Annotated in this window: 19 protein-coding genes; 13 read left to right on the forward strand and 6 right to left on the reverse strand. The window is 72.1% G+C overall.

Annotated features, from left to right (window positions below):
• The first annotated feature begins 19 nt into the window (after nucleotides 1-19).
• Nucleotides 20-421: a MarR family winged helix-turn-helix transcriptional regulator gene (locus F9278_RS03015; RefSeq protein ID WP_152166865.1), complete on the forward strand. Its 402-nt coding sequence runs from the start codon at nucleotides 20-22 to the stop codon at nucleotides 419-421.
• Nucleotides 422-442: 21 nt separating this feature from the next.
• Here the strand turns inward: F9278_RS03015 and F9278_RS03020 are convergent, their stop codons facing one another.
• Entirely contained in the window at nucleotides 443-1,291 is an 849-nt protein-coding gene (locus F9278_RS03020; RefSeq protein ID WP_152166866.1) for a LysR family transcriptional regulator, read from the reverse strand.
• Nucleotides 1,292-1,621: 330 nt separating this feature from the next.
• On the opposite strand from F9278_RS03020, the gene F9278_RS03025 reads away from it, so the two are divergent.
• From F9278_RS03025 to F9278_RS03065, 9 genes are all read left to right on the forward strand, one after another.
• Nucleotides 1,622-2,368: an alpha/beta hydrolase gene (locus tag F9278_RS03025; RefSeq protein ID WP_152166867.1), complete on the forward strand. Its 747-nt coding sequence runs from the start codon at nucleotides 1,622-1,624 to the stop codon at nucleotides 2,366-2,368.
• Entirely contained in the window at nucleotides 2,365-3,270 is a 906-nt protein-coding gene (locus F9278_RS03030; protein ID WP_152166868.1) for a sulfurtransferase, read from the forward strand. Before F9278_RS03025 ends, F9278_RS03030 begins: the two co-directional genes overlap by 4 nt.
• The gene (locus F9278_RS03035) at nucleotides 3,267-4,139 is read left to right on the forward strand and encodes an ABC transporter permease (RefSeq protein WP_152166869.1); all 873 of its coding nucleotides are present in this window, start codon (nucleotides 3,267-3,269) and stop codon (nucleotides 4,137-4,139) included. Before F9278_RS03030 ends, F9278_RS03035 begins: the two co-directional genes overlap by 4 nt.
• 5 nt (nucleotides 4,140-4,144) lie before the next feature.
• Nucleotides 4,145-4,897 carry an ABC transporter ATP-binding protein gene (locus F9278_RS03040; RefSeq protein ID WP_152173660.1) on the forward strand — a complete coding sequence of 251 codons (753 nt, stop codon included), beginning with the start codon at nucleotides 4,145-4,147 and terminating at the stop codon, nucleotides 4,895-4,897.
• Nucleotides 4,894-5,877 carry an ABC transporter substrate-binding protein gene (locus F9278_RS03045; RefSeq protein ID WP_152166870.1) on the forward strand — a complete coding sequence of 328 codons (984 nt, stop codon included), beginning with the start codon at nucleotides 4,894-4,896 and terminating at the stop codon, nucleotides 5,875-5,877. Before F9278_RS03040 ends, F9278_RS03045 begins: the two co-directional genes overlap by 4 nt.
• Before the next feature lie 47 nt (nucleotides 5,878-5,924).
• Complete coding sequence (locus tag F9278_RS03050; protein WP_152166871.1) at nucleotides 5,925-7,073, forward strand: LLM class flavin-dependent oxidoreductase; 1,149 nt, start codon at nucleotides 5,925-5,927, stop codon at nucleotides 7,071-7,073.
• Nucleotides 7,074-7,249: 176 nt separating this feature from the next.
• Nucleotides 7,250-8,269 (forward strand): ABC transporter substrate-binding protein, encoded by a 1,020-nt coding sequence (locus F9278_RS03055; protein ID WP_152166872.1) that lies wholly within the window; start codon nucleotides 7,250-7,252, stop codon nucleotides 8,267-8,269.
• Nucleotides 8,266-9,390, forward strand: a complete 1,125-nt coding sequence (locus F9278_RS03060; protein WP_226966606.1) for an acyl-CoA dehydrogenase family protein — start codon at nucleotides 8,266-8,268, stop codon at nucleotides 9,388-9,390. Before F9278_RS03055 ends, F9278_RS03060 begins: the two co-directional genes overlap by 4 nt.
• Nucleotides 9,387-10,763 carry an FAD-binding oxidoreductase gene (locus F9278_RS03065; RefSeq protein WP_152166873.1) on the forward strand — a complete coding sequence of 459 codons (1,377 nt, stop codon included), beginning with the start codon at nucleotides 9,387-9,389 and terminating at the stop codon, nucleotides 10,761-10,763. Before F9278_RS03060 ends, F9278_RS03065 begins: the two co-directional genes overlap by 4 nt.
• Nucleotides 10,764-10,802: 39 nt before the next feature.
• Here the strand turns inward: F9278_RS03065 and F9278_RS03070 are convergent, their stop codons facing one another.
• Together F9278_RS03070 and F9278_RS03075 are read right to left on the reverse strand one after the other, a co-directional pair.
• Nucleotides 10,803-11,225: an SseB family protein gene (locus F9278_RS03070; protein WP_152166874.1), complete on the reverse strand. Its 423-nt coding sequence runs from the start codon at nucleotides 11,223-11,225 to the stop codon at nucleotides 10,803-10,805.
• Between the two features lie 148 nt (nucleotides 11,226-11,373).
• Nucleotides 11,374-14,322 carry a carbohydrate binding domain-containing protein gene (locus F9278_RS03075; RefSeq protein ID WP_152166875.1) on the reverse strand — a complete coding sequence of 983 codons (2,949 nt, stop codon included), beginning with the start codon at nucleotides 14,320-14,322 and terminating at the stop codon, nucleotides 11,374-11,376.
• A gap of 250 nt (nucleotides 14,323-14,572) precedes the next feature.
• Between F9278_RS03075 and F9278_RS03080 the strand changes: the two genes are divergently transcribed.
• The gene (locus tag F9278_RS03080; protein WP_152166876.1) at nucleotides 14,573-15,862 is read left to right on the forward strand and encodes an alpha-L-fucosidase; all 1,290 of its coding nucleotides are present in this window, start codon (nucleotides 14,573-14,575) and stop codon (nucleotides 15,860-15,862) included.
• A gap of 61 nt (nucleotides 15,863-15,923) precedes the next feature.
• Here the strand turns inward: F9278_RS03080 and F9278_RS03085 are convergent, their stop codons facing one another.
• Together F9278_RS03085 and F9278_RS03090 are read right to left on the reverse strand one after the other, a co-directional pair.
• On the reverse strand, nucleotides 15,924-16,499 hold the full coding sequence (locus tag F9278_RS03085) for a cysteine hydrolase family protein (protein ID WP_152166877.1): 576 nt from the start codon (nucleotides 16,497-16,499) through the stop codon (nucleotides 15,924-15,926).
• Nucleotides 16,496-17,992, reverse strand: a complete 1,497-nt coding sequence (locus tag F9278_RS03090) for a purine-cytosine permease family protein (protein WP_226966607.1) — start codon at nucleotides 17,990-17,992, stop codon at nucleotides 16,496-16,498. The genes F9278_RS03085 and F9278_RS03090 overlap by 4 nt, the downstream gene beginning before the upstream one ends.
• A 234-nt stretch (nucleotides 17,993-18,226) precedes the next feature.
• Here F9278_RS03090 and F9278_RS03095 point away from each other — a divergent pair, with 234 nt between their 5' ends.
• Nucleotides 18,227-21,133, forward strand: a complete 2,907-nt coding sequence (locus tag F9278_RS03095) for a helix-turn-helix transcriptional regulator (RefSeq protein ID WP_226966608.1) — start codon at nucleotides 18,227-18,229, stop codon at nucleotides 21,131-21,133.
• Between the two features lie 56 nt (nucleotides 21,134-21,189).
• On the opposite strand, the gene F9278_RS03100 is transcribed toward F9278_RS03095, so the two are convergent.
• Nucleotides 21,190-23,838 (reverse strand): glycoside hydrolase family 2 TIM barrel-domain containing protein, encoded by a 2,649-nt coding sequence (locus F9278_RS03100; protein ID WP_152166878.1) that lies wholly within the window; start codon nucleotides 23,836-23,838, stop codon nucleotides 21,190-21,192.
• Nucleotides 23,839-24,046: 208 nt separating this feature from the next.
• Between F9278_RS03100 and F9278_RS03105 the strand changes: the two genes are divergently transcribed.
• Nucleotides 24,047-25,501 carry a glyceraldehyde-3-phosphate dehydrogenase gene (locus F9278_RS03105; protein WP_152166879.1) on the forward strand — a complete coding sequence of 485 codons (1,455 nt, stop codon included), beginning with the start codon at nucleotides 24,047-24,049 and terminating at the stop codon, nucleotides 25,499-25,501.
• The last annotated feature ends 112 nt before the right edge of the window (nucleotides 25,502-25,613 follow it).

Raw genomic sequence — 25,613 nt, forward strand, 5'->3', positions numbered from 1 at the left:
CCTCTGTTACCGTGCACATATGGCAGCGAACACGGCCGGGGTCCGGCTCGAGGACCAGTGGCGGGACATCCTGTCCGTGCATGCCCGCACGATGTGCGAGATCGACCGTGTACTGCATCCGCACGGCCTCGGCGGCAGCGACTTCGAGGTGCTCGACATCCTCGCCTCGGGGATGGCGGCGGCCACGGCGGCCGGGGACCTGTGCAGGGTGCAGAACATCGCCGAGAAGGTCCACCTCAGCCAGAGCGCGCTGTCCCGGCTGATCAGCCGGCTGGAGAAGGACGGCCTGGTGGAGCGGTCCGTGTGCGCGGAGGACCGGCGCGGCGTGTGGGTCACCCTGACCGCCAAGGGGCGCGATCTGCACACCGAGGTGCTGCCGCTCCAGCGCGAGGTGCTCTCCCGGATGCTCCAGCAGGGCTGACCACCGGCTCTCTCCTCCGGGTCAGCGCAGCAGCTCCCGTACGGCCTCGAAGGCCGCCTCCACCGTGGCCGGGTCCGCGCCGGGGCGGGCGAGGGCGCTCATCGGGATGGGGGTGACGGGCGGCAGCCCGGCGTACGGGGTGAGCCCGTCGGGGGCGGGGCCGACGGCGGCGAGGAGGGCGACGCCCTGGCCGGTGCGAGCGATGTCGAGGACACCGGCGAGATAACCGGCGTCGCCGACGACCGTGGCGGCGACGCCGTGCGCGGCGAGTGTCGAGATGGCCCGGCGGCGGATGGCGCACGGGTCCTCGACGGCCACCAGCGGCACCGGTACGGGGGCGACCGGTGCCTCCCAGCCGGGGGTGGCGTGCCAGGTCAGCGGCAGTCCGCCGACGGGGGTGCCCTCGGTGGCCGCCGCCTCGGTGACGTACACCGCCACATCGACGCTCCCCCGTTCCACGGCCTCGACGAGCCGTGCCGACCGGTCGATGCGGAACCGCACCCGGCAGCCGGGGCGCACCTCCTGCACGGCCGCCGTGAGCCGGGGCAGGAACTGGTCGGCGGCGTGTTCGGTGGAGCCGATGGTGACGGTGTCGCCGTCGACGTCGAGCAGGGCGCGGACGGCCTCGTCGTGGACGGCGAGGATACGGCGCGCCTGCTCCACGAGGAGCCGTCCGTCGGGGGTGAAGCGGGTGCCGCGCCCCTCGCGTTCGACGATCGCGCGACCCAGCGTCTTCTCCAGCCTGCGCACATGCTGGCTCACCGCGGACTGGCTGAGGGCGAGGGAGCGGGCCGCGCGATGGAAGCCGCCGCAGTCGGCTATCGCGGTCAGGCTGCGCAGGGCCACGATGTCGAGGACAGGTCGGTGCATGCGGCGACCGTAGCCGCTGCGCGGCATCGATCGCGATTCCTGATCGGTTTCGATGCGGAATCGTCGTTGGACGTGACGCGGCACCGCCGGTCATCATGAACACATGATTCCCGCGACCGCCCCTGCTGCCTTTCTGACGCAGCGCCGAGTCATCGACTTCGGTGTGGCGTGCAGCGCGCGTTGTCGTTGATCCGCTGATTCTCCGGCCGCCCGTCCGGCGGCGCTCTCTCCGCGCTCGTCGAGCGTTCCCCCGCTGAACCGACACGTGTCCGCGCGGCCTCCCGCCCGGTCCGCTCCTTTCCCCTGCCCTCGAACGGGAGTTGCTTCCCCATGCCCTCCTCCGCGCCCTGTTCCTCCGCACCGTCCTCCTGGGACGAACCCGAAGGTCTCGCCGCCCGCGGCACGCTCGTCGTGCTCGCCGGGCGAGGTGAGCACGGCGGCGTGTACGAGCGGTTCGGCCGCCGTCTCGCCTTCGACGCCTACCGTGTCCGTGCCCTCGGCGATCCGTCCGCCGACCCCTCGGTCCTCGACGCGGCGGCCAAGCTTCTCGCCGACGAGTCGCTGCCCGGCCCCAAGGTGCTGGTCGGCTCCGACACGGGCGCCCGGTACGCCGTACGGCTCGCCGCCGAGCGGACCACTGGCCTCGACGCGCTGATCCTCGCCGGGCTGCCCATCGGGCCCTGGAAATCCGGGAGTTGGGAGGAAGAGGTGACGGCCCGGACCGCCTGCCCCACGCATCAGGGGCGGCTCACGAACGACCCCGACTTCCGCCGGGGCGCCCTCGACGCGAGCCCCGCCGAACTGCCGGACCTGCCGGACCTGCCTGACCTGCGGCTGGACCTGGTCGACGTCCCCGTGCTCGCCCTGCACGGCACGGACGACGTCGTCAGCCCGCTCGACCGGGCCCTCGCCACCTACGCCGGCCACCCCACCGTACGGACGGTGACGTTCGAGGGCGGGCGGCACGACGTGCTGAACGACGCCCAGCACCGCACGGCCGCCGCCACCGTCGTCCTCTTCCTCGAACGGCTCCGGCTCTCCCCCGGGCTGCCCGTCATCGCGGCGGGTCTGTCATGAGCCCGAACACCCCGGCCACCACCCGTGCGACCACCACCGGCACCCCGGTGACCACCACCGGTACCCGGGTGACCACCTCCGTCGTCGAACTCGCCGCCCTGCTGCGGTCCGAACTCCCGCCCGTGCTGCTCGATGTGCGGTGGGCGCTCGGTGATCCGCACGGGCGTGCGCACTACGCGGCCGGGCACATCCCGGGCGCGGTGTATGTGGACCTCGACACCGAGCTGGCCGCGCCGCCGAGTGCGGAGGGCGGGCGGCATCCGCTGCCCGCCCTCACGGATCTGCAGGCCGCCGCGCGGCGTTGGGGGGTCCGGGAGGGGCGGCCGGTCGTCGTGTACGACGATCTGGGCAACACGGCGGCGGCGCGCGCCTGGTGGCTGTTGCGATATGCCGGAGTGGCCGAAGTGACGCTACTGGACGGGGCGTTGGGGGCGTGGAGGGCCGCCGGTCTTGAGCTGGAGTCGGGGGTGCCCGGCGCTCCGGCGCCCGGTGACGTCGTTCTGCGGGCCGGTGGGCTGCCGGTGACCGATGCCGACGGGGCCGCCGAACTCGCCCTGACCGGACTGCTGTTGGACGCGCGGGCCGCCGAGCGGTACCGGGGCGAGGTCGAGCCGGTGGATCCCCGGGCCGGGCACATCCCGGGGGCGGTGTCCGCGCCGACCGGGGAGAACCTGACGGCCGACGGGACGTTCCGGTCCCCCGAGGAGCTGCGGGAACGATTCACGGCGAAGGGCGCGGGCGAGGCGGAGCGCGTCGGCGTGTACTGCGGGTCCGGGGTCACCGCCGCGCATCAGATCGCCGCGCTCGCCCTCGCCGGGTTCGAGGCGACGCTCTTCCCCGGTTCCTGGTCCGCGTGGTCCGCCGATCCGGTCCGCCCGGCCGTGCGGGGAGGCCGGCCATGACGACGAAACCCCTGGCACGCCCCCGGCGGCCGGCCGCCGAGGACACCGCGCCCGCTCCGGCCCGCGTCACCATCCGCGGGACCGCGAGGACGTCCCGCCGGTTCACCGTCCCCCGTGCCGTGCGGCGCGCCTCCGGCCCGGTCGGTCTGGTGCTGCTGTGGTTCCTGACCTCGGCGACCGGGCTGCTCCCCGAGTCGGTGCTCGCCTCCCCCGTGGACGTCGTACGGCAGGCCGTGGAGCTGACGAAGAGCGGCGAACTCCCGGACGCCATCGCCGCGTCGGGGCGGCGGGCCGCCACCGGGTTCCTGATCGGGGCGGCCGTCGCGCTGAGCCTGTCGCTGCTGGCCGGGCTGTTCCGGCTGGGCGAGGACGTCATCGACTCCTCGATGGGCATGTTCCGGGCGATCCCCTGGGTGGGTCTGATCCCGCTGTTCATCGTGTGGTTCGGCATCGAGGAGACGCCGAAGATCGCGCTGGTCGCGCTGGGTGTGACGTATCCGCTGTACTTCAACATCTACGGCGGCATCCGGTCCACGGACGCCCAACTCGTCGAGGCCGCACGGATGATGGGGCTCGGGCGGCTGGGGCTGATCGCGTACGTGATCCTGCCGAGCGCGCTGCCCGGGGCACTCGTGGGGCTCCGGTACGCCCTGTCGACGGCCTGGCTGGCGCTGGTGTTCGCCGAGCAGATCAACGCGGACGCGGGGCTCGGCTATCTGATGAGCAACGCCCAGCAGTACTTCCGCACGGACGTCATCGTGCTCTGCCTCGCCGTGTACGCGCTGCTCGGGCTGGCCTGCGACTTCGCCGTACGCGTCCTGTCCCGTCGGCTGCTGACCTGGCGGGCCAACTTCGAAGGGGAGGCGTGAGCGCCATGACGGCCACGGCGTCCGGAACGGCCACCACCGCCGCGTCCCACAGTGTGGAGATACGCGGGCTCTCACGGGCCTTCGACGGTCACACCGTGCTGCACGCACTCGATCTCGACATCGGCAAGGGCGAGTTCGTGGCCCTCCTCGGGCACAGCGGCTGCGGCAAGTCGACGCTGCTGCGGATCCTCGCCGGGCTGGACGAGGACATCGACGGCGAGGTGACCGTGCCGGCCCGGCGCAGCGCGGCCTTCCAGTCGCCCCGGCTGCTGCCCTGGCTGAAGGTGTGGCGCAATGTGGTCCTCGGTCTGCCCGGCCGGGCGGACCGGGAGAAGGCTCTCAAGGCGCTCGACGAGGTCGGGATCGCCGACCGCGCGACCGTCTGGCCGAAGACGCTCTCCGGCGGTCAGGCCCAGCGGGTATCGCTGGCCCGCGCCCTGGTCCGGGAGCCCGAACTCCTGCTGCTGGACGAGCCGTTCGGCGCCCTCGACGCCCTCACCCGAGGCCGGGTGCAGCAGTTGGTCGCCGAGCTGTGGCAGCGGCACGGCTGCGCGATCCTCCTGGTCACCCATGACGTGGAGGAGGCGCTGCTGCTCGCCGACCGGGTGCTGGTGATGGACGAGGGCCGTATCGCCCATGAGTTGACCGTCGACCTGCCCCGGTCCCGCGATCTGACGGCCCCGGAATTCGTGTCCCTGCGCGCCCGCCTGCTGAGCTGGCTCGGCGTGCACCGCACCCTGGAAGGAACCTCCTCGTGACACCCCCAGCAGTACGCACCATCGCCGCCGCCGCGCTGAGCCTCACCGCCCTGTTGGCGCTGACCGGCTGCGGCGGGGACTCCTCGGCGCGGACTTCCTCGGACGAGGGCCAGGTCACGCTGACGATCGGCGACCAGGCCAAGACCCTGCAGACCATCGTCGCGGCCTCGGGCGCGCTCAAGGGCGCCGACTACAAGGTGAAGTGGGCCGAGTTCGAGGGCGCGGCCCCGCTCTACCAGGCGGTGCAGGCGAACGCCGCCGACACCACGTACTCCGCCGATCTGCCCGCTCTCCAGGCGCTGAGCGGCGGGGTGAGGTTCAAGACGGTCGCCGCGCTGAAGAACGACGGGCGGCATGTCGGGATCGTCGTCCGGGACGGGTCCGGCATCGACAGTGTGAAGGATCTGAAGGGCCAGAAGGTCGTGGTGTCCTCGGCCAAGGGCAGCATCTCGGAGTATCTGCTCGCCAACGTGCTGCGGCAGAACGGGCTGACGTACTCCGACGTGAAGGTGCAGTACCTGCTGCCGACGGACGCGCAGGCCGCGTTCGCCTCCGGGAAGATCAAGGCGTGGGCGACCTTCGGCGTCTACCAGGCCGTCGGTCTGGAGCAGGGCGGCAAGCTGCTCGTCGACGGCGCCGACGGCCGGGTCAGCGGCTACGGCTTCATCGGCGCCTCCGACAAGGCCCTCGCCGACGAGAACAAGAAGGCCGCGCTCGGCGACTTCCTCAAGCGGCTCGGTACGGCCCTGAAGTGGACCGACACCCACGAGGACGAGTACGCGAAGGCCATCGTGGAACGCAACGGCGCCGACGAGTCGGTGGCGAAGACCCTCGCCTCGGCCGCGTACAGCCAGGTCCTGCCGATCGACGCCGGGGTGACGAAGACGGTCCAGGGTGTCGCCGACCTGATGAACGGCATCGGGGTCCTCGAACCGAACGTGGACGTGGCCGGGACCGCCGACACCTCCGTCCTCAAGTAAGCGCCCTCAGAGGCTCAGAAGCTCGAAAGCTCAGAAGGGAGTTCACCATGCCCGTGGAATTCATCAGCGCCGTCCACACCGCCCCCGGTGTCAACGGGCCCGCGGCGAGCGCGCGTACCGGCTTCGACCCCGACTACGTCCGCAGGTACGCCCGCGCCCTGGACGACGGCGGCTTCGACCACACCCTCGTCGCCTATCACTCGGCGTCCCCGGACGCGCTGCAGCTGGCCCAGTTCGTGGCCACGCACACCGAGCGGATCCGCCCGATCCTGGCCCACCGGCCGGGTGTCGTCTTCCCCACGCACGCTGCCCGCGCCCTCGCGACCCTGGATCGGATCAGCGACGGTCGACTGTCGCTGCACATCATCTCCGGCGGCAGTGACGAGGAGCAGCGGCGGGAGGGCGACTATCTCAACAAGGCGGAGCGGTACGAGCGTTCGGACGAATACATCCAGGTGCTCCGGAAGGTGTGGACGGCCGACGGGCCGGTCTCGCACGAGGGCAGGTACTTCACGTTCGAGGGCTATCACTCCGATGTGCGGCCGGTGAACGGGCTGATCCCGGTCTCGGTGGGCGGGTCCTCGCAGGACGCCTATCGGGTGGGCGGGCAGCAGGGCGACATCTTCGGGCTGTGGGGCGAGCCGTTGAAGGAGACGGCCGAGCAGATCGCCGCCGTGAACGCGGTCGCGGACGCCGCCGGGCGCCCCCATCCCCGTATCTGGGTGTCGTTCCGGCCGATCATCGCGCCCACCGAGGAGCTGGCCTGGGAGAAGGCGCACCGCACGCTGGGGGTGCTCAAGGCCGAGTCGGCGGCCTCGGACGCGTTCCGCCACTACCGCGCCGAGGGGCGTCCGGCGAACGTCGGTTCGCAGCGGCTGCTGGACATCGCCGAGCGCGGGGAGGTGCACGACCGCTGCCTGTGGACCGCTCCGGCGGTCGCCACCAACGCGGCCGGGGCCTCGACCGCCCTGGTCGGCACGCCGGAGACGGTCGCGAAGGCGCTGCTCGACTATGTCGACATCGGCTGCGACCTGCTGTCGATCCGGGGCTACGACCCGCTGAACGACGCCATCGACTACGCCCGCCATGTCCTGCCGCTGGTCCGGCAGGAACTCGCCCACCGCGCCACCGGCGCCCAGGGCCTGTCGTTTGGATCACGCCGGCTTCGGGCGACGGTGCCTGGTGAGTGCCGGTGAGCGGGGCTTGGTGCGTGCGGCTGCAAGGCGGAGGAGGGCGTCGACGCGGAGCGTCGGCAACTGACGACAACGCCGCAGATGTGCGCACCACACCCCGCGGCCCAGGCGTGATCCAAACGGCAGGCCCTAGACCGCCTGACCTCCGCCGGTCGGCGCCACACCCTCATGGAGAGCCCGTGTTCCAGCGCACCCTGCGCACGTCCGCCGCCGCCCTGTTCCTGCTGCTCACGGCGGCGTGCGGCGCCTCCGCCGAGGCCGAGTCCTCGTCGTCCTCGTCGTCCTCGTCGTCCGATCTGTCGTCGGTGACGCTGAGAGTCGGTGCCACCGGCTGGAAGAGCGAGGAGGCGATCCTCCAGTACGCCGGCCTCGACGACACCCCCTACAAGGTGAAGTGGAACCTCTTCCAGGGCGGTGACCTGCAACTCCAGGCCATCCGTGCCGGGGCGCTCGATCTGGCGTCCTCCAGTGAGATCCCGCCGGTCTTCGCGGCGGCGGACGGCGAGCCGAACTTCAGGGTCGTGGCCGTGCAGCGCGCCGCGACGCTCAACCAGGAGGTCGTCGTCCCCAAGGGGTCGAAGGTCACCGACATCGCCGGTCTGAAGGGCGGGAAGGTCGGCTATGTGCAGAACACCACCGCGCACTACTTCCTGTACGAGCTGCTGAAGCAGGCGGGCCTCAAGTGGTCCGACATCGACGCCAAACCGCTGCTGCCGAACGACGGTCTCGCCGCCCTCAACGGTGGCGGTATCGACGCCTTCGCCTCCTACGGCACCTCGATCACCACCGCCCACCAGCAGGGCGCCACCACGGTCGGCTCCGGCGCGGACATCCTGTCGGGCAACTTCCTCTGGTCGGCCCGGGACAGTGTGCTGAAAAGCCCCGCGCAGAAGGCGGCGGTCGCCGATCTGATCGCCCGCATCACCCGGGCGTACGCGTATGTACGGGACGGGCACGAGGACGGCTTCGCGAAGATCACCGCCGACGCCACCCACCAGCCGCTCGCCCAGGCGAGGAAGGATCTCCTCGACGCGCAGGCCCAGCGGCCGACCGAGGCCCGCCCGGTCGGCGACGACACGATCGCCTCGCAGCAGAAGGTCGCCGACGCGTTCACCGAACTGGGCGCGCTGAAGGAGAAGTTGGACGTGAAGTCGTTCTGGACGACCGCACTCGACGCCGAGCTGAGGAAGGCCCTGTGAGCGACCGACGCCGGGTGATCGACCGCCTCGCCGAGCTGGCACCGGGGTACGACCGGTCCGGGGACTTCCCCGCCGAGTCCCTCCGGGTGGCGCACACGGCCGGGCTGCTCACCGCCACCGTCGGGGAGCGGTACGGCGGCCGGGGCGCGGGTGTGGAGGAGACGGCCCGCATCCTGCACGCGCTCGGGCAGGGTGACCCGTCCGTCGCCCTGATCTCGGCGATGACGCTCGTCGCGCACGCCCGCCAGGCCGCGCAACCGCACTGGCCGGAGGAGCTTTACGCACGGGTCCTCAAGGAGTCCGGGGAGCGGCCGGTCCTCATCAACCACGCCCGGGTGGAGCCCGAGTTGGGCTCCCCCGCGCGGGGCGGGCTGCCCGCGACCCGGGCGCGGCGGACGGGCGGCGGCTGGGCGATCAGCGGCACCAAGCGGTTCGTGACGGGCGCGGAGGGGCTGGACTGGTTCCTGGTGTGGGCGACCACCGACGAGGCCGAGCCGCGCGTGGGCACGTTCCTGGTGCCCGGGGGCTCGCCCGGCATCGACATCGCCGGGAACTGGGACCAGTTGGGGCTGCGAGCCAGCGGCAGCCACGACGTCACCTTCCGGGAGGTGGAGGTGCCGTACGAGCAGGTGATCGGGCCGGCGGCGTACGGGCCCGGTGCCGAACAGGACAACCGGGCGGGCGCGGCGATCCATCTCCCGCTGGCCGCCCTGTACTTGGGGGTGGCGCGGGCCGCGCAGGCGTTCTTCCACACCTTCGCCCGGGAGCGGGTGCCCGCCAACCTCGGGCATCCGGTGGCCCGTACGGAACGGTTCCGGGCGGCGGCCGGGGAGATCGAGGTGCTGCTGACGGCGGCCGAGGAGCTGGTGTTCGGGGGTGCGGCGCGGGTCGACGCGGGAGACGTGGCGTACACGCCCGAACAGGCTTTGGGAGCACGGGTGTTGGCGGACCGGCACGGGGTGCGGGCGGTGGAGGTGGCCGTGCGGCTGCTCGGGAATCCGGGGCTGGCGCGGGGCAATCCGCTGGAGCGGCACTTCCGGGACATCCAGTGCGCGCCGGTGCACGCGCCGCAGGCCGACATCGCGCTGCTGGCGATCGGGGCGAAGGCGCTGGGACTGTGACGGCGGCACCGGAGACGACCGTGTCGGCGCGGCTGCTGGGGCTGCTCGCCCGTGATCTGCCGCTCGACCGGCTCACCACCGACCCGGCGCGGCTCGCCGCGTACGCCACGGACCGCTCGGGCGCACGGCCGGACGGGGGTCCGCTGGCCGTGGTGCACGCCCGGCGGACCGAGGACGTGACCGTGACCCTGCGGCACGCGCACACCCTGCGGGTGCCGGTGGTGCCGCGCGGCGCCGGTACCGGGCTGTCGGGCGGGGCCGGCGCGGGCGAGGGCTCGCTCGTGCTGGACCTGTCCGGGATGAACCGGATTCTGGAGCTGTCGGCGGACGATCAGCTCGCGGTCGTCGAACCGGGTATGATCACCGCCGAGCTGGACCGGGCGGCCGGGGCGCACGGGCTGCGGTATGCGCCCGATCCGGCGAGCGCGGCGATCTCCACCATCGGCGGGAACATCGCCACCAACGCGGGCGGGCTGCGTTGCGCCAAATACGGGGTGACCCGGGACAGCGTGCTCGGGCTGGAGGCGGTGCTCGCGGACGGCACGGTGGTGCGCACGGGCCGCCGTACGGTCAAGGGGGTCACCGGATACGACCTGACGGCCCTGCTCACGGGCTCGGAGGGCACGCTCGCGGTGATCACGTCGGCGACGCTGCGGCTGCGGCCGGTGCCGGTGGCCACGGCCACGCTCGCCGCGTACTTCGACTCCTTCGAGACGGCCGCCGAGGCCTCGTACGCGATCCAGCGGGCCGGTGTCGTCCCGGCGCTCGCGGAGCTGGTGGACGGGCCGGTGCTGCACGCGATCGATCCGGCGCTGCGGGCGCGGGGCGCGGCCCTGCTGGTGGTGCAGTGCGACGGGGCGGGCGCGGAGGCGGAGGCCGAGGCGGTCGCCCGGGTGGTCGCGCCGCTGGCGGCGACGGTGGAGACGACCACCGATCCGGTCGAGGCGGAGGCGCTGCTCGCGGCGCGGCGACTGGCACTGCCCGCGCTGGAGCGGCTGGGGCGGCCCCTGATCGAGGACATCGCGGTGCCGCGTTCCCGTCTCGCGGAGGCGGTCCGGGAGATCCGCGCGATCTCCGAGCGGCACGACGTGCCGGTGTTCACGCTCGCGCACGCCGCCGACGGCAATCTTCACCCGATCGTGGTCGTCGACCCGGCCCTGCCGGAGCTGCCGGACGCGGCCTGGGAGGCGGCGGGCGAGATCTTCGCGCTGGCGTTGCGGCTGGGCGGCACGCTGACCGGGGAGCACGGAGTGGGGGTGCTGAAGCGGCAGTGGGTGGCGGAGGAGCTGGGGCCCGCCGCGCACGGATTGCAGCGGCGGATCAAGGAGGTGTTCGACCCGCACGGGATCCTCAACCCCGGCAAGGGGCTGTGAGGGCCGTGGGGCCGTTCCCTCGTAGACGGTGCGTGCCGGTCAGAAGCCGTGTCCTCCCAGGAGGGTGCCCACGTCGTGGGCGTCGAGGGTGAGGCCGTGCGGGGAACCGGCGTCGATGGTCAGGGAGAGATCGGCGTCGGTCGGCCACTGCGAGGCCAGGGCGCCCAGGGGAACCAGGCGGTAGCGCGACACGTACGGCAGGAGTTCGGCCATCGCGGGCTCCGAGGTGAAGACCGGCACGATCTGTTCGCCGCCCGGCTGCTCCAGCACGGGCAGCGCCACGGCCGTCGGATCGTTCACGGCCGCCTCGTCGGCGTCGTCCGGCACCGGAATCAGCACCTCGCTGTCGGCGAGCGTGTTCAGCGCGGCCGTGTCATGGGTGTCGAGGGCGAGCGCGGTCAGCGCGCGCTGGGCCGGTGTGACGGCCTGGGGCGCGTGGTGGCCGTTGGAGGATATGTCCATGGAAGATCCCAGGTAGTGATGGAAAAGGCCGCCCGGGACGGCGTCCGTCCCGGGCGCGACGCCCCTCGCGTACCCGACAGGGAGGCGGGCATTCCTCTTCGTCACTTCAGGTACCGACTGTCACCGCGGGTGCGGGTCGTCACCTTCGTCACTTCAGATACGGGCCGTCGGCGCCGATCCTGCCGGGGCCGTCGAGGACGTACACCCGCAGGTTGCCCTTGCCGGGGGCGCCGACGCTCAGGGTGCTGTTGGAGACGGTCCTGACGTCGCCGGTGACGGCGTCCCGGTAGGTGCCGTTCGGGATGCCGGTGAAGGTGGCGTCCCCGGTGACGGTGACCAGGGCGAAACTGTCGGTCGAGCCACTGGTGTACCGGCGCTTGAAGGCCATCTGGCCGCTGATGCCCTCGGTGGAGTACTGGCCCGCCTGGAGGGCGGGGATCGCCCGGCGGATCTGGTTGAGCCGCTGGAGGTGCTTGACGAGCGGCTGGGCGAGCGTCGTGGCGACCTGGCCGCCGGCCGAGTCGGCCTTGCCGAAGTCGGAGGCGGTGACGGACCCGGCGAGATGGTCGCCGTAGTACGCGCGTCCGGTGGTGGCGAGCGGGCAGCCGGGCCCGCAGTCGATCTTCTGCCCCTTCTGGAACTCGATCTCGGAGCCGTAGTAGAGCGTGGGGATGCCGCGGAAGGTCCACATCAGGGCCATGTTCTCGGCCCAGGCGTCGCTGCCTCCGCTGTAGCGGTTGCTCGACTTGTTGGGGCCGTAGTCGTGGCTGTCGACGTAGACGACGTTGTAGGTGGCGTCGTTGACGCTGTCGTCGGAGTCCTTGCCGTTGCCGAAGGCGTTGGGCGCGTCACCGAAGTTCATGTGCATGCGCATGTCGATGATGTGCATGCCGGAGAACCGGCTGCGGTCGGGCGTGTGGTAGCTGTTGCCGTTCAGGAAGGCGTTGGTGGAGGTCGGCTGGTTGCCGGTGCCGAGGTTGTTCTCGTAGGTGAACTGCTCGATGGCCGCCGTCTCGTCGTCGGCGCTGTACTCCTTGCGCTCCTTCCAGGTGTAGAACTGCGCCGAGTGGTTGACCGAACCGCGGTTCCACTTGTCGTTGACGAAGGCCGCGACCTCGCCGAAGACGAAGAAGTTCTTCGCCGCCTCCGCGCCGAACTTCTGGGTGACCCGGTCGTAAATGGCGGGCAGGAAACGGCGGTTCCAGGTGACGCGCGGGATGTGCACGGCCGTGTCCACACGGAAGCCGTCGACGCCCATGTCGATGTACTTGTCGTAGGCGCCGATCAAGTAGTTCTGGACGGCTGTGTTCTCGGTGTTGAAGTCGGCGAGATCCTCGTGCAGCCAGCACGAACGGGCGTCCTCGCCCTCCCAGTTGCCGATCCAGCACCGGTGGTAGTAGGCCTTGGGGAACATGCCCGAAGTGGGGCTCGGCCACTGGCAGTTGTAGAGCGTGTAGCCCTCGGCGCTCTTGCCGCCGGTGGGCTTGCCCCAGTTGAGGCAGGTGTTGCCGGTCGGTTCGGCCGTCGACCAGAGGTCGCCGTTGTAGTAGGACTTCCCGGACTTGGGCTCGACGGTGAGGCCGTCGTACTCGAAGCCCTCGGCCTTCTCGTCGTAGTACCAGCTCCACTGGGAGTCGCGGACGCCGTACACCGTGGGCGTGAACAGGCCCTTGGCGCCCCAGCGGGAGCTGTGGTTGTAGACGACGTCCTGGTAGATCTTCATGCCCTTGGCGTGGGCCGCGTTGATCAGGTCCTGGTAGGAGGCACCGGCCGACTCCAGGCGCGGGTCGACCTTGTAGAAGTCGTAGCCGTGATAGCCGTGGTAGTCGTAGTCGGAGCGATTCAGGACCACCGGGGTGATCCACACCGCTGAGAAGCCGAGCGCCTTGATGTAGTCGAGCCGGTCGACCAGGCCCTTGAAGTCGCCCCGGAACATGGGGTCGCCGTTCGCCGCGTTGCCGGACTTGGTGTGCTGGCTGCCGCCCCGGTTGTTGCCCGTGTCGCCGTCGAAGAAGCGGGCGGTGAGGACGAAGTAGATGGGGTCCTTGCGCGGGTCGGTGCCGAGCGGGGTGCCGGAGGCCGGTTCGGCCGCCTTCTCCCCGGTGGTCGCCCTGGCCTCGGCGGAGGCGGGCGAGGTGTTGCCTGCCGCGTCCACCGCCTTCACCGTGTACGTGTAGGCGGTCCTCTCCTCAAGTCCGGTGTCGGACAGGACCGTTGAGCCGAGGTCGGTGACGGTCGTGCCCTTGGTGCCGCCGGTGCGGGTGACCTGATATCCGGTGACGCCCTTGTTGTCGGTGGCGGCGTGCCAGCTCAGCACGATCGAGGTGTGGGTGGCGGTCGCGGTGACCTCGGTGGGCGCGGTCGGTGCCTCGGTGTCGGGGACCTCGGCCGCGCACGGGTCGGCGGCGTCCCGGGTGACCGTGCGGTCCTGCACCGTCGTGGTGCCGGCCGGGATCGTGTAGTCGGCGCTGTTGTTGTTGTCCCAGACGCCGTTGCCGTTGTTGAAGGCCGCCTTGAGGGAGGTCGCGGTGCCGATGTCGAGGGTCTTGCGCCACCAGCCGGCGCAGGCCGCTTCCATGCCGACACCGGGTGCGGTCGTCCAGGAGCCGCCGGCGGGCTGGTAGTGGATGTTGGCGGTGGTCCAGCCGGTCGTCGCGGTCGCGTAGAAGACGGTGGCCTTGTTCCCCTCGACGGGATCGGTGCCGGCGCACGGGTCGCTGTGGGCGATCACCCCGTCCTTGACGGTGATGTTCCCCGTGCCGAGCGCGTAGTTGGCGCCGCCGTTGTTGTCCCAGGTGCCGCCGCCGTTGTTGAAGGTGGCCTGGAGTCCGGCGGCCGAGCCCAGGTCGACGGTCTTCTTGACCCAGTCCGTGCACGCCGCCTCCATCGGGGTGCCGGGGACGGTGGTCCAGGAGCCTCCGTCGGGGGCGTAGTGGAGGTAGGTGGCGGGCCAGTTCTTGGTCTTCGTGTAGTAGAAGACGGTAGCGGTGTCGGCGGCGGTGGCGGCCGTCTCGCGAAGGGGCGTGGGGCCCGTGTCCGGCGGGACCGCTCCCACCAGCACGGCAGCCGCCACCAGCGCCACCAGGGGTTGCCTCATGAGGGACTCCAATACGGCCTGGACTGCGGGACTCTGGATGGGGGACTCCGGACTGCGGGACTCCGGACTGCGGGACTCCGACTGCAAGGGGAACCGGCAAATTCCTGAAAGCCCTTGCAGCGCGGAAGCTACAGGTACATGACACTCACGTAAAGAGGTCTCACAGCGATCGGGGCCAATGGTGAAAACGGACCAGTAGTGGTGACCGGCGCCCACGCGCGCGCCGGGGGCCCGTGCCTAGCGTGGGCGTATGCCGATGCAACCCTGGTTCCCCGATGCCAAGCTGGGCATCTTCATCCACTACGGCATCTACGCCGTGGACGGAGTGCCGGAGTCCTGGTCCTTCTACTGGGGCGAGGTGACGCACGAGCAGTACATGAAACAGCTCGACGGCTTCACCGCGTCCGCCTACGACCCGGCGGCCTGGGCCGAGTTGTTCGCCCGGGTGGGCGCGAAGTACGCGGTGCTCACCGCACGCCACCACGACGGCGTCGCCCTGTGGGACACCGCCCACGGCGATCTGGGCGTCGTCCGGCGCACCCCGGCGGGCCGGGACCTGATCGCCGGCTATGTGGACGCGCTGCGCGAGCGGGGCCTGAAGGTCGGCCTCTACTACTCGCACTCCGACTGGAACCACCCCGACTACGCGAGCGTCCGCCACCCCGAGATCGACCAGTGGTCGAACACGCACCCGGGCGGCAACGACGCCAACCCCTACTCCCATGCCGCGCCCGGCGGGGAGGACCCGGCGGCCTGGGACCGCTATCTCGCCTACCGGGACGGTCAGGTGGGCGAGCTGGTCGAGCGGTTCCGCCCCGATCTGCTGTGGTTCGACGGCGAGTGGGAGCGCACCGAACAGCAGTGGCGGATCCGGGAGTTGGCGGATCTCATCCTCGCGGAGAACCCCGACACCGTCCTGAACGCCCGCATGCTCGGCCGCGGCGACTACGCCACCCCGGAGCAGGGCGTGCCGCTCGAAGCGCCCGACGGGCCCTGGGAGTTGTGCCTGACCATCAACGACTCCTGGGGCTTCCAGCACCAGGACGACAACCACAAGTCGGTGCGGCAGCTGGTGCGTTACTTCGCGGAGACGATCGGCATGGGCGGCAATCTGCTGCTGGACGTCGGTCCGAGGGCCGACGGGTCGATCCCCGCCGAGCAGGTCGAGCGGCTGGAAGGGCTCGGGGAGTGGATCGGACGGCACTCCGAGGCCGTGTACGGGACGGTCGCCGGGCTGCCCGCCGGGCACCACTACGGTCCGAGCACCCTCTCCGCCGACCGGCGCACCCTCTATCTGACGTGCTTCGACGTGCCGCGCGAGTCCGTGTCCGTGCGGGGGCTGCGCAACCCCGTCAAGAAGGTCACCGTCCTCGGCACCGGCACCGAACTGGGCCACCGGGTGATCGGCGGGCTGGACGCCGTACCCGGCGTGACCTGGATCGACGCCCCGGCGGAGGCCGACCTCGACCCGTACGCGACCGTGCTCGCCGTGGAGCTGGACGGGGAGCTGGACCTCTACCGGGGGTCGGGCCGCGACTGACGAGGGGCCCGCTCGTCGGCCGGGGCCCGGTCGTCGGCGGTCAGGTCCCGAGCGTCGGCGGTCAGGTCCCGAGGATCTCGTCGACGGTCACGACCCGGACGAGGGGCCGGTACAGGTCCAGTACGTGCAGGGCCTTGGCGTGCGACTCGTCGTCGGCTCCCGCGCAGGCGTCGGCGGCCACCAGCACCTCGACGCCCGCGTCGGCCGCCGCGAGGGCCGTGGACAGCACACAGCAGTCGGTGCTGACACCGGCCAGGACCAGCCGCCCGTCCGTTCCCAGGCGGGCGGCCAGCTCCGGGCCCCATTTGCCGAAGGTCGGGGCGTCCACCAAGTCCCTTTCCTCGTCGGTGAGTTCGTCGACCAGCTGCCACAGCCGCGCGTCGGGCGCCCGCAGCGCGAACGGCCACCGGTCGTAGTACGCCCGCCAGGCGCCCTCGGGCCGCTCCGGCGCGACGAAGCGCGTGAACACGGCCCGCCCGGCGAAGGCCGGCAGCAGCCGTCGTACGCCTGCCACCGCCTCCGCGAAACGCGGGGTGCACCAGGGGCTGTCGGGTTCGGCGAACACGCGCTGCATGTCGATGACGGCGAGCAGGCCGGGCGGCGGGGCCGTGGTGGCGCGGGGTGTGTCCGTGCTCATGACCGGGCCTCCTGGGCGCGGACCCGGCCTCGGGCGAGCAGCAGGGTGCCGAGGAAGCCGGTCGCCAGGGCGATCAGGACGCCCAGGTTGGCGTAGGCCCAGTCGCCGGATCTGCCGCCGAGCCCGAAGGGGCCGAGGAGATAGCCCTGCCAGTCGAGCCAGCCCGCCGCGGAGTTGGTGACCAGGCCCCAGCCGAGGGCGGTGGCGGCGACGGTCAGCAGGAGGGGGCCGGGCGGGATGTCGCCGTAGCGGCCGTCCGGGCGGAACAGGTCGGCCTCGGCGTAGTCGCGGCGGCGCAGCAGCAGGTCGGCGAGCATGACACCGCACCAGGCGGCGACGGGGACGCCGAGGGTGGTGAGGAAGCCGATGAAGGGGCCGAGGAAGTCGTCGGCGAGGAAGACGATGTAGACGGCCCCCGCGATCATCAGGACGCCGTCGACGAGGGCCGCCAGCGGGCGCGGTACGCGCAGGCCGGCGGCGAGGAGGGCGAGTCCGGAGGAGTAGATGTCGAGGACGGCGCCGCCGACCAGGCCGAGGACGGCGACGGCGGCGAACGGGACCAGGAACCAGGTGGGCAGGAGTGTGGTCAGCGCGCCGATCGGGTCGGCCGCGACGGCCTCGTTCAGGTCGGCGGAGGAGCCCGCGAGGAGCAGGCCGAACACCAGCAGGAGCAGTGGGGCGAGCGAGGCGCCGAAGGTGGTCCAGCCGACCACGCCCCGGCCGGAGGAGTCGCGCGGCAGATAACGGGAGTAGTCGGCCGCCGCGTTGACCCAGCCGAGGCCGAAGCCGGTCATCAGGAACACCAGGGCGCCGATGAACTCCTGGGCGGACCCGGCCGGTACGGCGGCGACGGCGGACCAGTGGACATGGTCGGCGACCAGGGCGACGTAGACCACGGTCAGGACGCCCGTGACCACGGTGATCACGGTCTGGAGGCGCATGATCAGGTCGAAGCCCGTCACACCGACCACCACGACCAGCGAGGCGACAAGGACGAGTGCCACCACCTCGGTCCCGGTGCCGCCGCCCGTGCCGAGCCGGCCGAAGACGGTGGCGGTCGCCATGGTGGCGAGCGCGCAGAGCACGGTCTCCCAGCCGACGGTCAGCAGCCAGGAGACGACCGCGGGCAGCCGGTTGCCGCGCACCCCGTACGCGGCCCGGCTGAGCACCATCGTCGGCGCCGAGCCGCGTTTTCCGGCGACGGCGACGAAGCCGCAGAGCAGGAACGAGAAGACGATGCCGACGACTCCGGCGGTCAGGGCCTGCCAGAAGGAGATGCCGAAGCCGAGCGCGAACGCGCCGTAGCTCATGCCGAGGATCGACACATTGGCGCCGAACCAGAGCCAGAAGAGCGTGCGTGGGGTGCCCTTGCGCTCGGTGTCGCCGATCACGTCCAGGCCGTGGGTCTCCACCTGGAGCGGCCGGACCGGGGCGGGGCCGTTCGGGGCCGTGCCGTCGGGGGAGGTGCCGTCGGGGGCGCGGGAGTCCGTCATCGTCGACCTGCCTGTCTGATCGCGGACCTGTCCGTCCGATCATGCGGATCGCGTCGAGGGGAACCTAGGTGCGCCGGTCAGGGGCGTCAAGGTGGCACCCGTACGGGCGCGGAGAGCGGTCCCGCGACATGGCGGGGCCTACGTACAATCCTCGGGAATCGGCCGGAGGGTTCGCGTTCAGGAACCCCCGGATCGACCCGGGTCGTCCCCGGGCCGTCTTCAGGGGGAATCGCATTGCCGTGGGACGTGGCTCCGCTGGTGGGCCGGGAGACGGAGCTGGCACGGCTCGCCGACGTGCTCGACGGGCTGCCGGGAACCGGGCACGGGGCGGGCGGGATCGGCCGCGGGCCGACCGTCGTCGATGTCACCGGCGCTGCGGGGATCGGCAAGAGCAGGCTGGTGTCGGAGTTCTGCGCGCGGGCGCGGCAGCGGGGCATGACGGTGCTGCGGGGCCGGGCGACCGAGTACGAGCAGGAGCTGCCGTACCAGCCGCTCGCGGACGCCCTCGCCGACCTCGACACCGAGACCGGGATCCGCTCCCCGTTCGCCGACGTCCACACCATGGACCGTTTCGCCCTGCAACGCGCGGCGGCGGCCTTCCTCGCCCGGATCGCGAAGGCCGGTGACGGCCTGGTGGTGGCCCTCGACGACGTGCACTGGGCGGACCCGGCGTCCCTGGAACTCCTCGACCATCTCGTCCGCCATCCGCCGCGCCGCGCGCCCGTGGTGATCGTGGTGGCGCGCCGGGAACGGCAGACCTCGCCCCGGTTCGCCGCCTCCCTCACCCGGGGCGTGGAGGCCGGGACGGTGCTGCGTCTCGAACTCGGCCCGCTGGACCGGGCCGCCTGTCTCGCGGCGCTCGCCCCCGACCGGCCGGCCGCTCTCGCCGCCGAGTTGTACGCGGCCAGCGAGGGCAACCCGTTGTACTTCCTCGCCCTGCTCCAGGCGGGCAGACCCGCGGGGCTCAGCTCGCTCCTCCTGGACGAGCTGACGCCCCTCACCGACGGCCGGCGCCGGACGCTCCAGGCCGTGGCCGTGCTCGGCGACCACGCGGCACCCGCGTTGGTGGCGGCCGTCACCGGCCGTCCCGAAAGCGAACTGGACGCGGATCTCCGGGAGTTGACCGCCCGAGATCTGGCCCGGCCGGGGCCCGACGGCCGCTGGGCGCTGCGCCATCCGGTGCTGCGGTCCCTCGTCCACGACACCACCGATCCCCTGCTGCGGACCCGCATGCACCATCTCGCGGCGGCCGAACTGGGCCGCGTGGGGGCGCCGGTGACCGAGCGGGCGCACCATGTCGAGCGGTCGCTGACCGGCTGGGACCCGGACGCCGTGGAGGTCCTCACCGAGGCCGCCCGGCAGGCCGCCGCGACCGCGCCCGCGAGCGCCGCCCACTGGCTGGGCGTCGCCCTCGCCCATCTGCCGGAGCGGCCTGCGCACGCCGCCTCGCGTCGCGCGCTCATGCTGCGCCGGGCCGAGGCGCTCGGTGCCTGCGGCGGGCTGCGGGAGAGCCGCGATCTGCTGCACGAGGTGATCAGCCTGTCGCCGCCGGGCACCGACGACGGCGTACGGGCCGCCGCCGTCACCCTGTGCGCGGTGATGGAGCGTCACCTCGGCCGGTACACGGAGGCGGTGGCCCTGCTCCGCCGCGAACTGGCCCGGGGCGCCGACCTCTCCCCCGCCGAGACCGTCCAACTCGGCCTGGAACTGGGCTCGTCGGCGCCGCACGCCAGTTCCTACCCGGACGTGCGCGACGACGTGCTCCGCACCCTGGAGCTGGCCCGGTCGCTGGGTGACGAGGTCGCGGAGGCGGGGGCGCTCGCCGTCACCGCGCTCGGGGAGGCGTACGAGGGCAATACGGAGGCCGCCGCCGAGGCCACCGAGCGGGCCGCCGCGCTCATCGACTCCCTCACCGACCAGGATCTCGCGGGCCTGTGCGAGCCGTTGGCCCGGCTCGGTTGGGCGGAGGCGTTCCTGGAGCGGTACGCCGACGCCGAACGGCACGCCGAGCGCGGTCTCGTGATCGCCCGCCGGGGCGGTCTGCTCTATGTGGTGCCGCATCTGCTGCTGTGCCGGTCCCACCTCCATGTGATGACGATGCGTCCGGCGTCGGCCGTCGAACTCGCCGAGGAGGCGGAGACGATCGCCCGGGGCATCGGCAGCGACGAGTTGCTCGCGTTCGTGCTGGCGTCCAAGGCCCAGGCGCTGATCCCGGCGCTCCCTCCGGGTGACGGCGGTGCGCTGGCGGTGGCAGAGGAGGCCGTCGCCCGAGCCGGTGCCGGAACCCGCTGGTGGGCGTCCATCGCCTGGGGCGTGCTCGGGTACGCGGCGCTGCACGCCGGTGATCCGGTGCGGGCGCGGGCCGCCCTGCTCCGGGCGGGCGGGGAGGATCTCGCCGGGCTCCAGCCGAGCATGCGGCCCCTGTTCACCGAGGTCCTCGTCAGCGCCGCCGTGGCCACCGGGGACCACGAGGAGGCCCGGCGGTGGGCGGAACGCGCCCGCAAGGAGGCGGAGCGGCTCGGTCTCGTGACGCAGCGGGCGTCCGCGCTGCGCAGCCTGGCCCATGTGCCGCTGGCCGCCGGCGACCTGACCGCCGCGGCCGACCTGTTCGAGCGGGCCGCCGAGGAGGCCGCCCGGGGCCAGGGCCGGCTGTGGGAGGCCCAGACCCTGCTGATGGGCGCACCCCTGACCGCGATGGCGGGCCGCCCGGCGCACGCCCGCGCCATGTGGGAACGCGCCGTACGGCTGAGCACCGAGGGCGACGCCCACCTGCTCACCGGCCTCGCGGAGGCGATACGTCCGACGGTGTTCGCCGAGACGGGGACGGGAACGGGGACCGGGACCGGGAGGGCGGCGGAGAGCGGGACGGCGGCGGAGGCGGCGGCGAGGACCGGGACGGCGGCGGCCACGGCGACCGGCACGGCCCGCGTGGAGGCGGCCGTGCTGTCCCCGCGCGAGCGGGAGATCGCCGCTCTGGTCGCGGAGGGACTGACCAGTCCCGCCATCGCCGAGCGGCTCTTCCTCAGTCCTCGGACGGTCGAGACCCACCTCTCCCGGATCTACCGCAAGACGGGCGTCACCACGCGGGCGGCACTGGCCGCGCTGCAGGTACGGGGCGAACTGGGCGACGGCGGGGCGTAGTCGGAGTGGCGGTCCGGGCCGGGTGGGCCCGGGTGGGCCCGGGTGGGCCCGGGTCCTCAGGGGTGTCGGGGGCGGACCGGTAGCGCGAGGGTCGCCGGGCGCAGGCCCGCGGAACGGGCGGTGAGGGTGAGGCGGCCCGGTCGTCCCGCCGGGCGGAGGACGGCGAGGGCCTTGCCGTGCCAGGTGTGGCGGGACGGGCGTCGGAAGCTGTCGACGTTGTGCGGGTTGCCGTTGCCGACGCCGAACAACTCCCCCGCGCCGTCGACCTCGAAGGTGACCTCACGGGTGGCGTCGGGGACGACCCTGCCGTGCCGGTCGGTCACTTCGACGAGGACGTGGGCGAGGTCGTCGCGGCCGGTGGTGAGGGTCCGGACGTCGGACACGAGCCGCAGGGCGGCCGGGGCGCCGACCGTGGTGAGGGTCGTGCGGCCGATCTCCCGGCCGTCCCGCTCGGCGACGGCCGTCAGCGTGCCCGGCCGGTAGGGGACCGTGAAGGTGGCCATGGCCCGCTCGGGAGCGGTCGGGGCGCCGCCGGGGAACTCCTCCCCGTCGAGCAGCAGCCGCGCCCGGTCGCCAGGTGTGTAGACGTGCACGGTCATCGGACGGCCGTGCTCCACGCCCTCCCAGGTCCAGCTCGCCAGCTCGTCGAAGTAGCCCCACCACAGGGCCACTTGCTCGGTGCCGGGCGGGGTCGGGCGTTCCACCAGGAGTTCCACGGGGCTGCGTCCGGTGACGGCGGCCCGCCAGTGGCTCTGCGGTTTGCGCTGTCCGATGAGGTCGAAGTCGCCGCAGTTCGCCTGGAAGTAGGGGTACGGATAGCCGAACCCGCCCCAGGTGTGGTGCAGTTCGCGGGAGAGGGACCAGCCGGGCATGACACTCTGGTCGCCGATGGTCGCGCCGGTGCCCACGGGTGGGATCGCCGTCTTGCCGATGCCGGCCTCGCCGAGGTAGTCCCAGGCGGCCCAGACCCAGGTGCCGATGGCCCAGTCGTGCCGGTCGGCGAAGGTGAGGTCCTGGTGGATCGTCGCGGGGAACGTCTCGTTGTGCGTCAGCGGCTTGTCGGGGTGGGCGGCGTGCATCTGGGCGTAGCCCTTGCCGTTGGCGTTGTAGTGGACGTCGCCGATGTCGACGTAGTTCCAGGACGGGTCGTCCGGGGAGTGGGTGGAGCCGCCGCCCAGGGTGATCGGCCGGGTGGTGTCGAGGGTGCGCAGCAGGGCCGCCAGTTCGGCGCCCCGGTGGCCGTTGGTGCGGTCGGTGATCTCGTTGCCCAGCGACCACATGACCACGCTGGGGTGGTTGCGGTCCCGCAGGACCGTGCTCGTCAGGTCGCGCTCCCACCACTCGGCGAAGTGCGCGGAGTAGTCGTCGGGGTTCTTGCCGGTGTCCCACACGTCGAAGAACTCGTCCATCACCAGCATGCCGAGGCGGTCGCAGACGTCGAGCAGGGCCGGGGTCGGTGGATTGTGGGCCGTGCGCAGGGAGTTGAAGCCGGCCTCCTTGAGGATCTCGACGCGGCGTTCCTCGGAGCGGTCGAGGGCGACGGCGCCCAGCGGGCCGTGGTCGTGGTGGACGTTGCCGCCCATCACCTTGACCGGCGCGCCGTTGAGGAGCAGGCCGTCGTCGCCGTTCCAGGCCAGGGAGCGGAACCCGAAGGTGGTGGTGACCGTGTCGACGACCTCGCCGGAGACGAGGATCTCGGTGCGCGCGGTGTGCAGGTGGGGTGCGTCCATGGACCACAGCGCCGGTCGTTTGACGGGGAGGTCGAGGGTGACGACGTCCGTGGCGCCGGGTGCGACGGCGCGGCCGGGGGCCCGGCGTACGGCGACGGTCCGGCCGCGCGGGTCGAGGACCGTGACGCGTACGGCCGCCGACGCGGGCCCCGTCCCGAGGTTGGCGACGGACACCTCGGCGCGTGCGAGGGACCGGCCGGTGCCCACCTCCGGGGTCGTGATGTGCACACCCCAGAGGGGGACGCGGACGGGGCCGGTCACGGTCAGCCAGGTGTGCCGGTAGATCCCCGAGCCCGCGTACCAGCGGCTGTTGCGGCCGGTGTTGTCGACACGGACGGCGAGCACGTTCCGACCGGTCGGATCGAGATGCGGGGTGAGGTCGTGGGCGAAGGACGTGTAGCCGTGGGGGTGGAAGCCCAGGTGTTCGCCGTTCAGCCAGACGTCCGCGTTCTGGTACACCCCGTCGAACCGCAACTCGATATGTGACCGGCGGCGGCCGGTCGACGGCCCGGCGCGGAAGTGCTTGCGGTACCAGCCGACCCCGCCGACCGTGTAGCCGATCGAGCCCCCGTTCTCGCTGCGCTCCGGGTCGAACGGGCCGATCGCCCGAGGGGGCGCGGGCCACTGCGGGTCGGGCTCCCTGGGCACCAGGAGGGACGGGAAGCTGGTGGCGGCGCCGTCGTCGGAGTCGGCGTACGGGAGGTCCTCGATGCTCCAGTCGTGCGGGAGGTCGAGCGGGCGCCAGGGGCCGTCGTCGTAGGCGGGATCCTGGGCGCCGGGGGCGTCGCCGCGCAAGAAGAGCCACCCTTCGTCGAACGACCGCTCGCGTGCGACGGGTTTCCCGTCCCGCGCCTCGGCCGCGACGGCGGCGGATCCACCGATGCCCGTGGCCGCCGCGCCCGCGCCCGCCGCCGTGGCCGCCGCGCCGAGTTGGAGCGCCCTGCGGCGTGTGACGCGTCGTCGCCTCGTCGTCATCCCTCTCACCCTCCACATGCCTCAGATGAATTCGGTATGTCGAACATCGAGCAGAATGCTGAACTGACATAGACATGCCAGGAATAGGGCGACACGGCTGTGGCGTCAAGAGCCGGGGGTGATCGGGTGTGATGTGCGCCCCCTCGGCGCGTCTCCTCCGAGCGGGGTGGTTAGCATATGAGCGCCGCCTAGCTCGAAAGATAAATCTGTGACTGTCAACGAGGACTCGTTCACCCAATGGAAGAACCGCGAGGAGATCGCGGAGTCGATGATCCCGATCATCGGGAAGCTGCACCGTGAGCGGGACGTGACGGTCCTGCTGCACAGCCGCTCCTTGGTGAACAAGTCGGTGGTCAGCATCCTGAAGACCCACCGGTTCGCCCGCCAGATCGCCGGTGTGGAGCTCTCGGTCACCGACACCCTGCCGTTCCTGCAGACCCTCACCACGCTCGACCTGGGCCCCTCCCAGATCGACATCGGCCTGCTCGCCGAGGCCCACCGGGCCGACGACCGAGGGCTGTCGGTCGAGGAGTTCACGGCCGAGGCCGTCGCCGGCGCCACGGGCGCCAACAAGATCGAGGGCGGCGAGGGACGCGATGTCGTCCTCTACGGCTTCGGCCGCATCGGCCGCCTCGTGGCCCGGCTGCTGATCGAGAAGGCCGGCTCGGGCAACGGACTGCGGCTGCGCGCCATCGTGGTGCGCGGTGGTGGTGGGCGGGCCGCAGAAGATATCGTCAAGCGCGCCTCGCTGCTGCGCCGGGACTCCATCCACGGCCAGTTCCAGGGCACGATCACCGTGGACGAGGCGACCAGCACGATCAACGCCAACGGCAACGAGATCAAGGTCATCTACGCCGGCGACCCGTCCGAGGTGGACTACACCGAGTACGGCATCAAGAACGCCATCCTCATCGACAACACCGGCAAGTGGCGTGACCGCGAGGGCCTGTCGACGCATCTGCGTCCCGGCATCGACAAGGTCGTGCTGACCGCGCCCGGCAGGGGCGACGTGCCGAACATCGTGCACGGGGTCAACCACCACACGATCAAGCCGGACGAGCAGATCCTGTCCTGCGCCTCCTGCACCACCAACGCGATCGTGCCGCCGCTGAAGGCGATGGCCGACGAGTTCGGTGTGCTGCGCGGTCACGTGGAGACCGTCCACTCGTTCACCAACGACCAGAACCTGCTGGACAATTACCACAAGTCCGACCGTCGGGGCCGCTCCGCGCCGCTCAACATGGTGATCACCGAGACGGGTGCCGCCTCGGCCGTCGCCAAGGCGCTGCCCGACCTGAAGGCGCCGATCACCGGCTCCTCGATCCGCGTCCCCGTCCCGGACGTCTCGATCGCGATCCTCAGCCTGCGCCTCGGCCGGGAGACCGACCGTGAGGAGGTCCTCGACTACCTCCGCAACGTCTCCCTGACCTCGCCGCTCAAGCGCCAGATCGACTTCACCAACGCGCCCGACTCGGTCTCCAGCGACTTCATCGGCTCCCGCCACGCCTCGATCGTCGACGCGGGCGCCACCAAGGTCGACGGCGACAACGCGATCCTCTACCTCTGGTACGACAACGAGTTCGGCTACTCCTGCCAGGTCATCCGGGTCGTCCAGCACGTCTCCGGCGTGGAGTACCCGACGTACCCGTCCCCGGCGGTCTGAGCCACGCCCCGCCACCGGGCCGCGCCCCGCACGGTCCACGCGCCGCGGGCCGGACGAGCGATCCGCTCGTCCGGCCCGCGGCGCGTTCGCGCCCGCCCGACCGCCGCCCCGC

It is taken from the genome of Streptomyces phaeolivaceus (assembly GCF_009184865.1).
In the GTDB taxonomy this organism is placed as follows: Bacteria; Actinomycetota; Actinomycetes; order Streptomycetales; family Streptomycetaceae; genus Streptomyces; species Streptomyces phaeolivaceus.

Excerpts from the sequence above, each read along its gene's own strand:
- F9278_RS03035 (WP_152166869.1), top strand. The coding sequence starts at position 3,267 with ATGACGACGAAACCCCTGGCACGCCCCCGGCGGCCGGCCGCCGAGGAC.
- F9278_RS03090 (WP_226966607.1), bottom strand. The coding sequence starts at position 17,992 with ATGACGGACTCCCGCGCCCCCGACGGCACCTCCCCCGACGGCACGGCC.
- F9278_RS03070 (WP_152166874.1), bottom strand. The coding sequence starts at position 11,225 with ATGGACATATCCTCCAACGGCCACCACGCGCCCCAGGCCGTCACACCG.
- F9278_RS03025 (WP_152166867.1), top strand. The coding sequence starts at position 1,622 with ATGCCCTCCTCCGCGCCCTGTTCCTCCGCACCGTCCTCCTGGGACGAA.
- F9278_RS03075 (WP_152166875.1), bottom strand. The coding sequence starts at position 14,322 with ATGAGGCAACCCCTGGTGGCGCTGGTGGCGGCTGCCGTGCTGGTGGGA.
- F9278_RS03020 (WP_152166866.1), bottom strand. The coding sequence starts at position 1,291 with ATGCACCGACCTGTCCTCGACATCGTGGCCCTGCGCAGCCTGACCGCG.
- F9278_RS03050 (WP_152166871.1), top strand. The coding sequence starts at position 5,925 with ATGCCCGTGGAATTCATCAGCGCCGTCCACACCGCCCCCGGTGTCAAC.
- F9278_RS03040 (WP_152173660.1), top strand. The coding sequence starts at position 4,145 with ATGACGGCCACGGCGTCCGGAACGGCCACCACCGCCGCGTCCCACAGT.
- F9278_RS03015 (WP_152166865.1), top strand. The coding sequence starts at position 20 with ATGGCAGCGAACACGGCCGGGGTCCGGCTCGAGGACCAGTGGCGGGAC.
- F9278_RS03085 (WP_152166877.1), bottom strand. The coding sequence starts at position 16,499 with ATGAGCACGGACACACCCCGCGCCACCACGGCCCCGCCGCCCGGCCTG.
- F9278_RS03080 (WP_152166876.1), top strand. The coding sequence starts at position 14,573 with ATGCCGATGCAACCCTGGTTCCCCGATGCCAAGCTGGGCATCTTCATC.
- F9278_RS03100 (WP_152166878.1), bottom strand. The coding sequence starts at position 23,838 with ATGACGACGAGGCGACGACGCGTCACACGCCGCAGGGCGCTCCAACTC.
- F9278_RS03030 (WP_152166868.1), top strand. The coding sequence starts at position 2,365 with ATGAGCCCGAACACCCCGGCCACCACCCGTGCGACCACCACCGGCACC.